This window comes from Streptomyces sp. NPDC006923 (assembly GCF_040635655.1).
Taxonomy (GTDB): Bacteria; Actinomycetota; Actinomycetes; order Streptomycetales; family Streptomycetaceae; genus Streptomyces.
On the sequence record NZ_JBEYIF010000035.1, the window covers coordinates 11,713 to 27,391 of the forward strand.

Annotated in this window: 12 protein-coding genes; 4 read left to right on the forward strand and 8 right to left on the reverse strand. The window is 70.6% G+C overall.

From position 1 onward, the window contains the following. Positions 1–18: 18 nt before the first annotated feature. From ABZ707_RS32505 to ABZ707_RS32515, 3 genes are all read right to left on the reverse strand, one after another. On the reverse strand, positions 19–1,470 hold the full coding sequence (locus ABZ707_RS32505; RefSeq protein ID WP_360182223.1) for an ATP-binding protein: 1,452 nt from the start codon (positions 1,468–1,470) through the stop codon (positions 19–21). Then, complete coding sequence (locus ABZ707_RS32510) at positions 1,467–3,125, reverse strand: FAD-dependent oxidoreductase (protein WP_360182226.1); 1,659 nt, start codon at positions 3,123–3,125, stop codon at positions 1,467–1,469. The genes ABZ707_RS32505 and ABZ707_RS32510 overlap by 4 nt, the downstream gene beginning before the upstream one ends. Before the next feature lie 273 nt (positions 3,126–3,398). Further along, positions 3,399–4,139 carry a Clp protease N-terminal domain-containing protein gene (locus ABZ707_RS32515; RefSeq protein WP_360182229.1) on the reverse strand — a complete coding sequence of 247 codons (741 nt, stop codon included), beginning with the start codon at positions 4,137–4,139 and terminating at the stop codon, positions 3,399–3,401. 110 nt (positions 4,140–4,249) lie between these two features. Here ABZ707_RS32515 and ABZ707_RS32520 point away from each other — a divergent pair, with 110 nt between their 5' ends. Together ABZ707_RS32520 and ABZ707_RS32525 are read left to right on the forward strand one after the other, a co-directional pair. Beyond that, entirely contained in the window at positions 4,250–5,449 is a 1,200-nt protein-coding gene (locus ABZ707_RS32520; protein WP_360182259.1) for a hypothetical protein, read from the forward strand. 156 nt (positions 5,450–5,605) lie between these two features. Further along, positions 5,606–6,475, forward strand: coding sequence for an LLM class flavin-dependent oxidoreductase (locus ABZ707_RS32525; protein ID WP_360182232.1), 870 nt, complete (start codon positions 5,606–5,608; stop codon positions 6,473–6,475). Between the two features lie 35 nt (positions 6,476–6,510). On the opposite strand, the gene ABZ707_RS32530 is transcribed toward ABZ707_RS32525, so the two are convergent. Continuing rightward, positions 6,511–8,820, reverse strand: a complete 2,310-nt coding sequence (locus ABZ707_RS32530) for an NUDIX domain-containing protein (RefSeq protein WP_360182235.1) — start codon at positions 8,818–8,820, stop codon at positions 6,511–6,513. 117 nt (positions 8,821–8,937) lie between these two features. Here ABZ707_RS32530 and ABZ707_RS32535 point away from each other — a divergent pair, with 117 nt between their 5' ends. Beyond that, positions 8,938–9,405, forward strand: a complete 468-nt coding sequence (locus ABZ707_RS32535; protein WP_360182238.1) for an HIT family protein — start codon at positions 8,938–8,940, stop codon at positions 9,403–9,405. 150 nt (positions 9,406–9,555) lie between these two features. After that, positions 9,556–10,587 (forward strand): NAD(P)-dependent alcohol dehydrogenase, encoded by a 1,032-nt coding sequence (locus tag ABZ707_RS32540; RefSeq protein WP_360182241.1) that lies wholly within the window; start codon positions 9,556–9,558, stop codon positions 10,585–10,587. Positions 10,588–11,145: 558 nt separating this feature from the next. Here ABZ707_RS32540 and ABZ707_RS32545 read toward each other — a convergent pair. From ABZ707_RS32545 to ABZ707_RS32560, 4 genes are all read right to left on the reverse strand, one after another. Then, positions 11,146–11,862 (reverse strand): hypothetical protein, encoded by a 717-nt coding sequence (locus tag ABZ707_RS32545; RefSeq protein WP_360182244.1) that lies wholly within the window; start codon positions 11,860–11,862, stop codon positions 11,146–11,148. Positions 11,863–12,382: 520 nt separating this feature from the next. After that, positions 12,383–13,132 carry a glucose 1-dehydrogenase gene (locus ABZ707_RS32550; RefSeq protein ID WP_360182247.1) on the reverse strand — a complete coding sequence of 250 codons (750 nt, stop codon included), beginning with the start codon at positions 13,130–13,132 and terminating at the stop codon, positions 12,383–12,385. Between the two features lie 237 nt (positions 13,133–13,369). Next, a complete protein-coding gene (locus ABZ707_RS32555; protein ID WP_360182250.1) occupies positions 13,370–14,830 on the reverse strand; it encodes a hydrolase in 1,461 nt (486 codons plus the stop codon). Positions 14,831–15,125: 295 nt separating this feature from the next. Next, positions 15,126–15,679 (reverse strand): discoidin domain-containing protein (locus ABZ707_RS32560; protein WP_360182253.1); only part of this gene is annotated, 554 nt, incomplete at its 5' end.

The window sequence follows — 15,679 nt, forward strand, 5'->3', positions numbered from 1 at the left end:
CCGTCGGGTCCCGGAGGGTCAGACGGCCTGCGCGGGGTCGGGCGCGTCGGGCTCGGGAGTGATGGGTAGGCATACCTGGAAGCGCGTGTCGCCGGGCCGCGAGTCCACCCGGATGTCGCCGTGGTGCTTGTTGACCACGATGCGGTACGAGATGTCCAGACCGAGGCCGGTGCCCTCACCGACCGCCTTGGTGGAGAAGAAGGGCTCGAAGATCCGCGGCCTGACCTCCGGCGGGATCCCCGTCCCGGTGTCGGCCACCTCCACGAGCAGCCGCTCGCCGTCCCGCCAGGTCCGCAGGGTGAGGGTGCCTTTGCCGCTCATGGCGGCGACGGCGTTGTCGATCAGATTGGTCCACACCTGGTTGAGTTCGGCGCCGTAGGCGGGGATCCTCGGCAGCGTCAGGTCGTACTCCTTGACGATCCGGACCGTCGCCGGGATCTTGGCCCGCAACATGGTGAGGGTGGCGTCCAGCAGGGCGTGCACATCGACGGTCTGCTGGGGCGCCCGGTCGAGCTGGGAGTACTGCTTGGCCGCGCCGACCAGGTCGGAGACCCGGGTCACGGCGTCGTCGATCTCACCCATCAGGAGTTCCGTGTCGACGGTGTACGCGAGCCAGCGCACCGCCGAGTCCAGGTGTTCGTCACCGACGGCCTCGGCGACCGTGGCGAGCCACGGCAGCCCGATGCCTCCCGCCACGAGGGCCGGAGCGAGATCCCAGGCGTTGGTCACCCCCTGTTCGTCCAGCCAGTCACCGAGCTCGTCCTCCGCGTCGGCGGCGGCCAGGGCCGGCAGCGGGGTCGCCGCGGCGGCCTGCTTGACGGCGGCGTCCTGCAACTCCACCAGGCTGTGCAGCTTGGTGCCGTCCAGCCTGCCGTCAGCGATCAGGGCGAGCTTGTGACGCATGCCGGCCACCCGGTCGCGCAACGCCTCGGTCGCTCTGACGGCCGCCGCGGCGGGGTTGTTGAGCTCATGGGTGAGGCCGGCCGACAGCGACCCCAGGGCGAGAAGCCGCTCGCGCTCGTTGATCAGGGTGTTGGCCGCGCGCGTGCCGAAGAAGAGCCCCTCCAGCAGATGCAGGGCCATGGGGAACCAGGTGCGTATGGCGACGGCGAACTCATCGGCCGGCAGCACGAAGAACTCGGCGTCGCTGACGGCTCGCAGGGTGTTCGGATAGACCTGATCGACCCGGTCGCCCAGATACGCCTGGGTGGCCCCGGCGTAGACGCCGCGCTGATCCGTCCGCGTGACCTCGATGTCGTCGCCGTGCAGCCCGCGGCTGAGCGTCACCGCCCCGCTCAGCAGCACAAAGAAACAGGTGGCCGGGTCGCCCTCGCTGTACACATCGCTGCCGCCGGCGCGCCGCTCCACCCTGCCCCGCTCGGCCAGCCAGGCCAGTTGGCTCTCGTCGAGCGACTCGAAGAGGAACAGGGTGCGGAGCTGCTCCGGGGACAGCCGGTCCGATGCGGTCACTGCGCCTCCATGTAGCGGTGGACCAGCGTGACGGCCATGGCACCCTCACCCACGGCGGACGCGACGCGCTTGACCGACGCGGCCCGCACGTCGCCCGCCGCGAAGACTCCGGGCACGCTGCATTCCAGATGGTACGGATCGCGTTGCAGCGGCCAGTCGGCCGGGCGCCGCCCGTCCGCGATCAGATCCGGCCCGGTGACGACAAAGCCGCGCGGGTCGCGCGCGACCGTACCGTCCAGCCAGTCCGTACGGGGCTCGGCGCCGATGAAGACGAACAGCCAGGACGTGTTGACCGTGTCCGTCGCGCCCGACCTGGTGTCCCGGAGAGTCAACTGCTGGAGATGGCCGTTGCCCTTTCCGTCCACCACCTCGGTCCACGGGTGGATCACGATGTGGTCGATCGCGTTGAGCTGGTCGATCAGATAACTGGACATCGACCGCACCAGGTCGCCGCCGCGGATGAGCAGGTGCACGCGCCGGGCGTAGTGGGAGAAGTACACGGCGGCCTGCCCGGCCGAATTGGCACCGCCGACGATGAAGATCTCCTCGCCCTCACAGCTCAGCGCCTCCGTGACGGCGGACCCGTAGAAGACCCCGGCGCCGGTGAAGTCCTCAAGGCCGGGCGCGGTCAGCCTGCGGTAGGAGACACCGGTGGCCAGGACCACCGTATGGGCGGTGATCGAGGCACCCTCGCCCAGCCGCAGGACTCTGGCGGACCCGGCCGTCTCCAGCGCGACGACCTCCCTGGCACTGAGGATCTCGGCACCGAACTTCAGCGCCTGCCGACGGGCGCGTTCGGTGAGCTGGGATCCCGAGACACCGTCGGGGAAGCCGAGATAGTTCTCGATCCGGCTGCTCTGTCCCGCCTGCCCGCCGGTCGCCTCGCGCTCCACCAGTACCGTACGGAGTCCCTCGGAGGCCCCGTACACGGCGGCGCCGAGCCCGGCGGGACCGCCGCCGACCACCACGAGGTCATAGAAGTCCGAGGTGGGGACGGTGCTCAGGCCGACCCGCGCGGCCAGGTCGCCCTCGGCGGGCGCCACCAGGGAAGTGCCGTCGGACAGCACGACCAGGGGCACATCGGTCGGGGCGACTCCGGCGGCGGTCAGCAGCCGGGCCCCCTCGGGTTCGTCGGACAGGAGCCACTGATAGGGGACGAGATTGCGGGTGAGGAAGTCGCGCACCGCGAAGGACGGAGCCGACCAGCGGTGTCCGACCACCCGGGTCTCCATCGCCGTCGGATCGGGAGTCGCGAGCCAGGCGTCCAGCAGTGTGTCGATCACCGGGTAGAGGTGCTGCTCCGGCGGGTTCCACGGTTTGAGGAGATAGTGGTCGAGGTCGACCACATTGATCGCGTCGATCGCCGCGTCGGTGTCCGCGTACGCGGTCAGCAGCACCCGCCGGGCGAGGGGGAAGAGGTCCATCGCGGCTTCGAGGAACTCGATGCCGTTCATCTCCGGCATCCGGTAGTCGGCGAGCATGACCGCGAGTTGTTCACCGCGCAGCTTGATCTCGCGCAACGCTCCCAGGGCCTCGTCGCCGGAGACCGCTCGGACCACGCGGTACCGGTCGCCGTACCGGCGCCGGATGTCCCGGGCCACCGCCCGGGAAACCGCCGGATCGTCGTCAACGGTCAAGATCGTCGGATTCGCCATGCCACCATCATCCGTGGTGCCGCTGATTCATCGACTTGCCGCCCTCCCCAGCCCAGGGCGCCAGCGATCTGTCCGTACAGAGCTGTACGCCTCTCAGTTTACGGCGGTCCCGCCCGCGCGCGCGACGGTCCCCGGATGCGCGCGGGGCGGCGGGCGCGGGCGGTTGTCCCGGACAGGGAGAAGGCCGGGACCGGCCGGAGAGGGGCGCCGCCGTGACGGCGGCCCGCGGACCGCGCCGGAGAGGGGCGCCCGGCGCGCCGACGCTCCGTCAGTTCACTTCCCCTCGTGGGCGGCCTGGGCCGCGGCGACGGCGGTGGCAATGGCGCGCTCGGCGGTCGCCTTGCCGATGCCGAGGCCGGTGAGGACGCCCGTACCGTCTTCGAGTTCCAGCAGGGCGAGCAGGATGTGCTCCGTCCCGATGTAGTTGTGTCCCATCCGCAGGGCCTCCCGGAAGGTGAGCTCCAGCGCCTTCCGGGACCGCGCGTCGTACGGGATGAGGTCGGGCACGTTGCCCGCCGCCGGCGGCAGCGCGGCGGCCACGGTCCGCCGGACGGTTTCCAGCGGCACACCCTGCGCGACGATCGCTTCCGCCGCCAGCGCCTCCGGCTCGCTCAGGAGCCCCAGCGCCAGGTGCTCGGGACGGATCTCGTCGTTGGCCGCCGCACGGGCCTCGTTCTGCGCGGCCATCACGACATTCCGCGCCCGCTCGGTGAACCGGCTGAACCCCTGGCTGGGATCGAGATCCGGCTGCCCGCCGGAGTCCTTGGTGACAAAGCGCTTCTGCGCCGCCTGCCTGGTGACGCCCATGCTCTTGCCGATCTCGGTCCAGGACGCGCCCGAGCGGCGGGCCTGGTCCACGAAGTGACCGATCAGATGGTCGGCCAGGTCACCGAGGTGATCAGCGGCGATGACCGCACCGGAGAGCTGGTCGAGAGCTTCGGGGTGGACCTTCTTGATGGCGTCGATCAGGTCGTCGAGCCGGACAGGGCTGGTCATACGGACTGGGTTCGTCATGTGTCAACCGTAAGTTGACACTCTCGCGGTGTCAACCCAAGGTTGACGGCTGGAGCGACTCCTGACGACCCGCGACCGGTTCAGCGGGATACGGTGTCGGTGTGGTGACCATGGGGGACGACAGGGACGCGGGGACCGCGCTGCTGCTCGCTGCTGCGCCGGCCGGCAAAGGCTGCCTCATCGACGCGGCATCCGTACTGGCCGCGCTCGCGGTGGTCTCGCCGAGCACCCTGACAGGGACGGCAGCGGCGACCGTCATCGAACTCGCCGATCCGCTCGACCCGCAGACCGTCCTCACCCGGATCCGCGCCGCCGCCGCCACACCGGGCCCGCTGTCCCTCTACATCGCGGGGCAGCTCCACCTGGATCACAAACAGCGGCTCGTCCATCTCGCTCTGGCCCGCACAACGCCGGCGACCGTGCGCTACACCGGCCTGCCCTGGCACTGGCTGGCCGGCGAGCTCAAGCTGCGCCGGCCCGGCACCACGACAGTGGTCGTGGATCTCGTCGCCGACACGGAAGCCTGGCAGCGGCTGCGCTCCGAAGGCATCGCTCTCGGCTACGGCACACGTCTGTACGGGCGTGTCACTCCGCCTCCGCCGCGCCGCACCGTCACCTCTCCCGCCTATCTGGCCGCGTGCGCGTCGATATGGCGCAGTGGGGCCCGGCCGCCGCTCGCCCAGCTCCACGAGCAAGCCGCCGCACGCGCCGGAGCGGACGACGCGCTGCTCCTGGCGGTCGACACACCGCCGGTCCACACCACGCCACCCGCCGGGACCGAGCCGGTGAGCCATGAGCGGACACCGGCGCCACCGGGATGGTCACCGGGGGCCCCGGAAGCGCCGGTCCCCGAGGACGACCCGCATCCGGCGATCCTGGCCGCTGCCCGCGCCGGCCGGCACGCCGAGGCGGCGACGCTCGCGGGCCTGTGGGAGAGCGCGGCACACCGGACACACGGTCCCGGCTCGGCGGAGGCGATCCACTGGCTGGAGGTACGGGCCGACCTCGCCCGCCTCGCCCAGGACGCGGCCCGTAGCTGCGCACTGTGGATGGCGGCGGCCGAGGCGCGCCTGGCGGGCGGTCAGGCCCCGGACCACGAAGACGTCGAAGCCGCTGTCGACCGCGCACACCACCAGTGGGAACAACTCCACGATCCGGCACAGGCACACTCCCTCGCCCCGGCGCTCATCGCGCTGCGCGGCCATGTGCCGGGCCGCAGACAGGGAGCGCGGCAGGCGATCGAGCGGCGGATCGAGACCCTGCGTCCCCACCCGGAGGCACTGGGCCACGGCTCGCACGGTCATCACTGAGCAATCCCGCACGGTCTCCTCCGAGGACATGCCACCGAGCCCGTGCGACGTCGTCCCGCTTTCCGCACCTGCCGGACCGGGTTTCCGCGCCGGGATGCGGGGCACGGTCAACCGGCGGATCCTGAACGACGACGGAAGACGGAAGGAGATGGCGCCATGCGCATCGGTATCGCCATCCCGAACACCACTCCGGGCACCAACGGTCCACTCGTGCTGGACTGGGCGAAGCGGGCGGAGGAGCGCGGCTTCGCCTTTGTCTCCACGATCGGCCGCGTCCCCTATCCGTCGTACGACTCGCTGACGGCCCTGGCCGCGGTGGGCGGTGCCACCTCCCGCATCGGACTGCTGACCAACGCGGTGCTGGCCCCCACCTATCCCGACGCCGTACTCGCGAAAATCACCGCCACGGTCGCCCAACTCAGCGGCGACCGGCTGACGCTGGGGCTGGGAGTGGGCTCGCGCGAGTCCGACTACCGTGCGTCGGACCGCGACTTCTCGGACCGCGGCGCCGTCTTCGACCGCCAGCTCGAATATCTGCATCGCGCCTGGCAGGGCGAGGCCGTCGAGGAAGGCGACTTCCCGGACGAGCGGCGCGCCGTCGCCCCGCCCGGGAAGCCGGTGCCCGTGCTGATCGGCGGTCATGGCAAGCGCGCCGTACGCCGCACCGCCCGCTGGGGCGCGGGCTGGACCGGCGCGGGCGGCGGTCCCCGGCGGGCGGAGCCGATGGTGGGCGAGATCCTGGACGCCTGGCGCCGGGCCGGCCGTGAGGGCGAGCCACGGCTGCTCGGCCTCGCCTACTTCTGCGCCGACGCGACGTACACGGACGAGTCCGACAGCTATGTCCGCCAGTACTACGCCTACGCGGGCGACCACGCCGACACCATCGCGGAGGGGGTCGTCCGCACGCCGGAGCGGATCCGTGGCATCGTCGAAGAGTTCGCCGCGATCGGCATGAACGAGCTGACGTTCACGCCCACCGTGGCACGCCTGGACGAGGTCGACAGGCTGGCCGACCTCGTGCTGTAACCCCTGGTGGTCCGCCCGTTTCTCCAGGAGCGAGCTCAGTGTGTCGACCGTGTTGCGGTCGGCTCGGTGGCACACAACGCGTCGGTGGTGAGGGCCGACGCGTCGGCCTCACGGCGGCCGGGAGGTACGGCGGCCGGCGGTGTCGGGGGGAACTCCCACTCCAGTGGGTGTGGCCCGGAGCCGCCCGTCACTCGCTGTGTCATGGGGTCGGAGAGGTCGATCCGGTAATGCTCCGGCCGCCCGGCCCGCAGCCACCGGGCGTGGACGTTTTCCAGCTCCTGCCAGATGTCGCGGGGGCCGGTCTGTTCCACGCGCCATGCATCGTCCTCGGGACGGGCGGTGACGCTGGAGCCGTCGGCCGGTGCGTACAGCGCCACGCGATCGGCGCCCGTTTCCTGGACCACGCCGGGCAGCAGATGCCCCACAGCGAGCCAGAAACCGGCTTCCGCGCGGGTGGGCAAAACCAGTGTGCTGGTACGGACCCTGACGGGACCCTCGGGGCGCCGCGTGGGCAGGACAAACAGCTCCAGCCCACGGCCCGGCCGGTGTCCGGAGGCGACCGGCCGGAGTACCGCTGTCAGTTCCTGTCCGGTGCGGTGGACCTCGGCCACGCCCGGCCGGCCCGCGAAGCCGGTGGTGACGGGTGCCAACAGCGTTCCACCGTCGGCGAGTTGCTCCAGCAGGGCCTGCGGCAGACACCGGACCGCGAAGGACAGCAGGATCTTGTCGAACCGCTCTCCGGGACAGCCCGACAGCCCGTCACCCACCACCACGCGCGGCCGGTGTCCCAGCAGCGCCAGCCGGGTGCGAGCGGCCTCCGCCAGATGAGGATCGGTCTCGACCGTGGTGACCGCGGTGTCGCCGAGGATTTCGCACAGCGCCGCCGCGACCAGACCCGGACCGGTGCCCAGCTCCAGCACCCGGTCGCCGTCCACCACTTTCAGGGCCTCCAGCCCTTCGACGACCGTGTCCATGCCGGTGGACATCGCGGTGAAGCCACCGCCGGTCACGATCCGGCCGCGTTCGGGACCATCGAGTGGTTCACCGCCGTGCCGCACCGGCACCGAGTCCCCGTCGTAGATCCGTTCCAGCCACTCCGCCCGGTCACGTGGGTCAGCGCCGTCCAGGAGTTGCCACGCGGGCGGCTGGCCGGCGGCGGTGGGCCGGCGGATGTAGCAGCGCGGCAGCAGTGTCTCCCGGCGGACCGCCAGCAGTGCGTGGCGCAGCCGGGGGTCGGTCAACAGGCCCCTCGTCTCAAGGCGTTCGACCATCCTGGCGCGTGCCCGGGTCGCGCGCTCCCGCAGGATCAGCTCGGGCGGCACGGTGACCGGCACACCGTTCTCCAGGTGGATGATCCCGCCCGAAGCGAGTGCGTCGAGGCCCGCCACAACCCGGGCGGCCAGCCGGGCGGGCAGGCGCCGCACGGCCTCGTCACGCTCCATCCAGTACGCGGCGCGAATCTCCCCGTCGGCGAACACCAGGCTTGCTGCCGCTTCGGGTGTGAGCGGTGGCACGGCGAAGACCATGCAGGTCAGAGCGCGACCACAACCACGGGCCGACGCCGGGGACGTGTCAACCGCCAGCAGCCGGCCGACCGGGACGTCCAGGAAAGACCCCAGTCCCCACTCCTCCGCGAGTTCGCGGGCGGCGGCCCGCGCGGGCGATTCGCCGGCCTCGACCATCCCGCCGGGCAGCTCCAAGTGCTCCTTGTAGGTGGGATCGAGCACGAGTACGCGCCCGGCCGTGTCGGTGACCAGGGCGGTGGCGGCCATCATCGGCGCGGGCAGCAGCGCGTAGTGATCACGCTCACGGACCGGCGGCCGGTGGCCGTCGCGCAGCACCGCGGTGTGCGAACCGCTCCCGGCGCGAAGCGCGGCGGCCAGACGGCGGCCGAGCTGTTCCGGCAGCAGCTCCAGTGCCTCCTCCACACCGAAGAAACCGGCGGCGCGGATCTCGCTGTCCTGCAGTGTCAGATCCGCCGCGTCACACTCTCCCCGGACATGGCCGGCGTAGAGGAAAGCCAGGACGGTACGTCCGTAGACACCGGCCGGTACGGCGTCGACGGCCAGCAGACGGCCGACCTCGATGGTCAGGCCGAGCTCTTCACGGACCTCCCGGACGAGCGCGACCGCCGGTTCCTCGTCCTCCAGCATGCCGCCGGGCAGGTCCCAACCCGCCTTGTAGGTCGGGTCGACCAGCAGAATCCTGCCCTGGGCGTCGCGGATGAGGGCGTCCGCGCAGGCGGCGGGGGCGGCATGCCCGGCGAGATACCGCGCGAGTTCCGGATCGGCGCCGGAGACACATTCGGGGCCGGAGACACTGGGGGAGGAGGGAGATGCGGTCACGGGAAACCTCCGAGCGCTTGGGCCGTCAGCCGACTCAACTCCGGCTGTGGGCAGGACGTTACGGGCGGTCCCCGACCTCGTGCTCCGTATCGGCGCCGGCCGTCTACGCTCCTCGCCATGACCACACCCGACTGCTACGCCTGCGGCCAGGAAGCGCGATTCGACGACCTGCCGCCACGCGAGCGCATTGCCGTCGACAGCCACTGGCGGGTGGCTCACGCGTTCAACACCGCGCTGCCGGGCTGGCTGGTACTGCTTCCACGCCGGCACATCACGGCCGTCCACGATCTGACGGACGCCGAGGCCGCGGCGCTGGGGACGTGGCAGGTCGGACTGTCCCGCGCGCTGCGCGCCCTGACCGGGTGTGAGAAGACCTACGTGGTGCAGTTCGCCGAGGCGGAGGGCTTCTCCCATGTGCACTTCCATGTGGTGCCCCGAATGGCGGGCCTGCCCCGGGAACTGCGCGGGCCTGGCGTGTTCGGCCTGCTCACACGACCCGAGGCGGAGTGGGTGACCGCCGGAAGGGCGGACGAGATCGCGCACTCCCTGCGCGCCCGCATCGCTGCGGAGCCGCGCACACCGTAACCGGCCGGCTCGCCGCCGCCTCGGCGGACACGCCCACCCAGAGAGAGAAACAAACTAGTTTGTTTGACAGCCATGAGCTTCCGGGTTACGTTCGGCGACAAATAAACGAACTAGTTTGTTTGAGTCGGGAACGAGAGGCAGCGAAAGATCATGCGAAACGTCACCGGATGGGCGGCACAACAGCCGGGCGGTCCATTGGAGCCCTGGGAGTTCCAGCGGCGGGATCCGCTGAGCGGGGATGTGGTGGTACGCATCGAGTACTGCGGTGTCTGCGCGACCGACATCTCCTCGATCCGCCACGGCGGCGACTACCCCGTGGTACCCGGCCACGAGATGGTCGGAGAGGTCGTCGCGGTCGGCGGCGACGTCTCCCGATTCGCGGTGGGTGACAAGGTGGCGGTCGGCAATATCGTCGACTCCTGCGGCGTGTGCCCCGCATGCCGGGCGGGCCGGGAGAACTGGTGCTTCGAGTACCCCACTCTCACCTATGGCGGAGTCGACCGGACGGACGGGAGCACGACGCGCGGCGGCTACTCGTCGGAGTACGTCCTCGACCAGCGCTTCGTCTACGCCCTGCCGCAGGGACTCGACCCGGCCGGTGTCGCGCCTCTGATGTGCGCCGGCATCACGACATACTCACCGCTCCGGCGCTGGGGCGCGGGTCCGGGCAAGAGGGTCGGCATCGTGGGTATGGGTGGCCTCGGCCACCTCGCACTGAAGTTCGCGCACGCGTTCGGCGCCGAGGTCGTCCAGTTCACCAGGTCGATGGAGAAGGCGGCGGACGCGCGAGCCCTGGGCGCCGACGATGTGGTCCTGTCCACGGACGAGGACCAGATGACCGCGCAGGCGGGCCGGTTCGATCTCATCCTTGACACGGTCGGCGCACCGCACGCGCTGGAGCCGTATCTGTCCGCGCTCGCGATGGACGGGACCCTCTGCCTCGTGGGGATTCCGGAGGGGGAGTTGAAGGTCAGCCCCCTCAGCCTGATCGTGGGAGCGAAGAATCTGGCGGGGGCCGGCGGCGGCGGCTCGGTGGAGACCCGGGAGATGCTCGAATTCTGCGCCGAGCACGGCATTGTCGCCGATGTCGAACTCATGGGACCGGAGCAGGTCAACGAGGTCCTGGACCGCCTTGCCCGCAATGATGTCCGCTACCGCTTCGTGCTGGACATGGCGAAGTGATGGTGTGATCCCGGTGCGGTCGTGTGCCGCCCGGCTACGTGGCCGGCCGGCCGGGCCCGTTAAAACGTGGCCCCGATCCCGTGTGTGGCCGAGGATGTGAGACGGGCATGGCCGGGGGAGCACAGTGTGCCACTGTCGATGCTTCGGCCGGTCCGGTCCTCTGTGCGGGCGCGCCGAACGCACAGGCGCCGCAGGGGTGTTGTGCCGAGGCGCATGGCGTCCCGCACCCGTCGGCGGACGCGCCACGGCGGTCGCGGCGCGCCGCGGCACCGTCTGTGCGTGCCCTGTTTCCACCCCTTGCGGCGCACGGCGTTCCGACGCCGTGCGCCGACGTGCGGGGGACGGCGGCACAGTTCATGGGCGACGGGATCCGGAGCGGGTGCGGCGGTGGGTGTCCCGTGCGAGCGTCGCCCGTCGCGCCGGAGGAACACACCGCGCTCTCCGCCCCGGTCCCTCGGGGGCCCTGGCCCGGTTCCGCCCCGGGGGAACTCACCCGAAGGGGCCGTCGCGAGCACCCCCGTGTCACCGCGGGCGTTGTGCGTACGAAGGAGGGACGGTTCAGCTCGTGGGGGCCTGGTAGAGGCCGCGGCCGGCGCGGTGGGCGCGCGATGTCGCGACAAGACGGTCGAGGGTGCTGCGTACGGCGTTGATGCTGCCGGGAGTGTCGTCGCGCCCCAGGGCCTGGGCCACGTCGCGGGCGCGGACAGGGGTGCTGCCCGACTTCGTCAGGATCTCGACGATCTGCTCGGTCAGGCCACTGGACTGCTGGTCCACCGGCGCGGAAACCGACTTCTTCGCCGAGCGGGTCTCGGTGTCGCCGGCGGGCGCGGTCTTCTTCGCCGGACGGCGCTTCTGCTCCTTGGAGTCGTCGGCCTTCTGCTTCTCGTTCGTACCGGCCGTGGCCTTGCGGGACTTGGCGGGCACGGGCGCGGAAGCCTCCTCCACCGGCGCCTCCGCGGTGGGCGTCTTGGTGGCCACAGCCGCGGCAGCCCGTCCCGCCACCGGGCTGGACTTCTTCTTCGCCGCTGCCTTCTGGGCGGTCGTAGCGACGGGCTTCACGGCCGCCGTGTCCGGAAGCGCCGCCGGCTGGATGTGACGGGTGAGGGAGAGAGCCTGCAGTGCGCCCAGAGCGGCGCGTACCGACTCCAGGCGCTCGGTGACCGTGGCGAGTTCCTTTTCGAGGGACTGCTGCTGTTCTTCGAGTTGGGGAAGTTCGGCCTGCAGGGCGGCGGTGGTCGCTTCGACGTTTCCTGGTGCCGCGGACGTGGATGTCATGTAGGTGTCTTTCCGCTGTGGGCCGCCGTGAGGGGCCCTGTGGATTACCGCTGTACGGCAAGCGTAGGCCCTGTTGGGACGTCACAGTGCGGCTTGTGGTGTCACTCGGGGGCGGAGGTGTGTGAGTGAGTGGCCTTTCGCCACCGTGCCGGCGGGGCGTGTTGTCGGGGCCGGGTCCTCGTAGGTGATCTTCGCCCGGAAGCAGGAAATGCGCGCCGGCCATTGTGGACTGGCAGGTAAACAGGGGGAGTTGGCACTACCGCCGGGCAACGGCGGCCTCTGGCAGGCGTGGCGGGCAGCCGGGCTGAAGCGGCGGTTCCGCGGGGCTCCGTGCCCGCGCTGCCGCACTCGCGGTGGCACACAGAAAAAAATGGGATTCCCGGCGAGAAATCGCCCGCACGGTGCGCGAGCGGCCTCCGAGTCCGCCCTGACACCACTGCGGAGGGCCCTCGCACCGGCGGTCGGCCGAGGGCGTACAGGTGTGCTCCGGAGGCCCGCCCGGCAAGCCCGCGGCGTGTCGTCAGATCTGGTTGACACCGCCGTCGATGAACAACTCGGTGCCGGTGATGTAGGTGCTCTGGTCGGAGGCGAGGAACAGGATGGCGTCCGCGACCTCCTCGGGACCTCCCATACGGCCCAGGGGTGTCGCGTCGACCAGGGCCTCGACCAGCGGGGAGAGCTGCTGTCGGTCCGGGCCCAGACCGCTGACTCCCGGGGTGTCGATGACTCCGGGGCTGATGGCGTTGACGCGGATGGCCCTGCCCTTCAGTTCATTGGCCCAGGTCCGGGCGAAGGACCGTACAGCGGCCTTGGAGGCACAGTAGACACCGAACGCCTCCATGCCGGCGCTGCCCGCGATGGACGAGGCCAGAATGACGGAAGCCCCGTCGTTCAGCAGCGGCAGCGCCTTCTGGACGGTGAACAGAGTGCCTTTCACATTGACGCCGACGACCTTGTCGAAGTATTCCTCGGTGACCTCCTCAAGCCGCGCGAGCGAGCCGCCGCCCGCGTTGGCGTAGAGCACATCGATGCCGCCGCCTCGGCCGCTCACCGTCTGATAGAGCCGGTCGAGGTCCGCCAGATCGGCCGCGTCACTCTGCACACCGGTGGCACGGCGGCCGATCGTCTTTACGGCGGCGTCCAGTTCGGCTTTGCGCCGACCGGTCACGAACACATGTGCCCCCTCGTCGGCGAAGCGCTGAGCGGCGGCCAGGCCGATTCCGGTGCTGCCGCCCGTCACCACTGCTGTCTTGCCGTCGAGCTGTCCCATGGGTCTCCTCCCGCTGAACTGATCACCTACCACGATATGGCGTTATATCGCCATTGTGGCGAGGGCGCGGGCTCTTGTTCGAGAAGGGGAGCAACAACACGCTGGAGACCCAATGGACTGATGTTCCCTCAGCTCTCCGGGGTGTCCGAGGTTCCGGTCCCGGTTCGCACACGGCTGTGGGCCGCCCCCGGTACGCCGGTAAGGGAGCGGCCCACAGACTGAAAAGACGAGCCGGGGTCAGCCGACGGTGAGCGCCGTGTCGTCGACCACGAACGAGGTCTGCAGCTTGGAGCCCTCGGTGCTGGTGAACTTCAGTGTCACCGTCTGCCCGGCGTAGGCGCCGAGGTCGAAGGTGCGCTGCGTATAGCCGGTCGCCGCGTTGACGTTGGAGTACGAGGCCAGAGTGGAGAGCACGCTTCCCGAGCTGTTGACCACCTGGACCTTGAGCGTGTCATAGGCGGTCGTGCCGGTCTCCGCGGTGTCGATGTGAAGCCAGAAGCCGAGTGTGGCGTCACAGCCCGACGGGATGGTCACCGGCTGGGAGAGGGTCGTGGTGCCGGAGGTGCCGTGGCCGCCCAGCCACGCCTTGTACGAGCCGGAGTGGGCCGCCTTGCTGGTGCTGGAGGTGATGACGCCACTGGCGGCGGACCAGCCGGAAGCGCCGGACTCGAAGCCGGGGTTGGCCAGGAGCTGACCGGAGGCGCAGCCGCCGCCTCCATCGCCGCCGCCTCCGGTGCTGCCGTCACCGGACAGCCAGGCGGTGGCGTTGAGGGCGAGGGCGGCGTTGGTCGCGGACGGATCGTTCCAGCCGTCGTAGAGGGTGTCGCCGGGCGCACCGGTGCCGTCGTCGGCCGGTGAGGTGTCGCCCCAGGCCGCCACCCGGCCGCTGCCGAAGGTGCTGGTGACGAAGAACGCCCCGGTGGTGCCGGTGGTGCTGGAGCCCGAACGCCAGAGCAGGCCCTTGACCGCCGGGTTGTCCGCCGGCTTGAGGGTGAAGGTCGTGCCACTGGCGATCAGGCTGCCGGTCACCCTGCCGAAGGGGCCGTTGAGGACGGGGTTGCCGCTGTCGCTGATCGCCTTCGGGTTGCCGGAGCCGATGTTCAGGATGTCCACCGAGAAACCGAACGGGCTGGTGTTGTCGACGCCGTTGTTGGTCATCAGATCGTTGATGATCTTGGGCGAGTCGTAACCGTCGTTGTTCCGGTCGCTGGCGTCGTGGTCGGAGATCAGGAAGAGACCTCCGCCGTTCTGTACGAACTTCATGACCGCGGTCTTCTCCGCGGTGCTCAGCCGGATGTTCGGCTCGGGCAGGACAAAGGTGTCGAAGTTCTTCAGGTCGAGCGCCCCGGAACCGCCATAGGTGATCGTGTTACCCGGCGGCAGTGTGTTGAGCGTGTAGTCCCCGGTCTTCTGGAGCGCCACTCCCCACGCGGACAGACCGCCGGTCCAGTCCGTCTCCTTCGAGGGGGTGGAATCCTGGCCCAGTGGGTCGGGCTGGCTGGAGCCGATGACCCAGTCGGCGTTTCCCGCCGTCTCGGCCTTGGTGTTGTCGAACAGCACGCGGTGCTTCACGGCGGCGGCAGGGGCGGTGGCGGCCGGGTCCGCCGCCTGGGCGGAGAAGCCCGAGCCTGCGGCGACGACGCCGAGGGCCGTCGCCGCGGCGGCGAGCACGAAGCGGGACTGTCTGGATCTGAACATCCGTCAACCTCCGTGTGGGGGAGTGGTGGTGGGAGCGGAGTGGCAAGAGGCGGAGCCTGAGTCAGTCTGCGCGCGTAGATCCGGTCGCGGACTACCAACACGCTACAAGTGGATGAACGTTGTCCGGAGCCGGTTCGGCGCCGGTGCCGTACGGCCGAGGCGCGCGGCCCCTGCGGCACACGTCCTCGGCGGGGGCGGCTCTCGGTGGCAGCCGCCGGACCGGGGCGGCGGCTCGACGGCCGCCGCCCCGGTCGTGGTGCGGTGTGCGGGAGCTGAGCTCTGCCGGACGGCGGGCTCAGGTGGCGTAGACGCTCAGGGAGGAGAGCTGTCCGGCGGGCCAGCCGGAGTTGCCGGTGAACTGCAGCCGCACATAACGGGTGTTGACGGCCGTCGGCAGCGTGATGGTGGTGGTGTTTCCGCCGGCGGGATCGAACACACGACCGGCCGCGCCCGCGAGCGTGGTGAAGCTGGTGCCGTTCGTACTGCCGAGGACGGCCACGGTCTGGGTACGGGTGGCCCACGCCGGGTCCGGCGGGAGGGCGAGCACAACGCGCTTGACGGCGTACGAGGCCCCGAGATCGACCTGGACCCACTGCGGGAACGCGTTGTTGACGCTCTCCCAGTACGACCTGGCATCCCCGTCGACGGCGTTGCCGGGTCCGTAGGACTGTGTGTAGCCGCTGGCCGTGGCGGGCTTGCGCAGAGCGAGGTCGCCGGTCGGCGGCTGCGGCCCGCCTCCTCCGGGCAGCGGCACGGTCGGCCGTGTCGCGGTCAGGGCTATTTCGCCTTTGAGCATGCGGCCGCCGTCGGCGGTGAGGCGGAGGTAGTAGTCGGAGGAGCAGGGGGTGC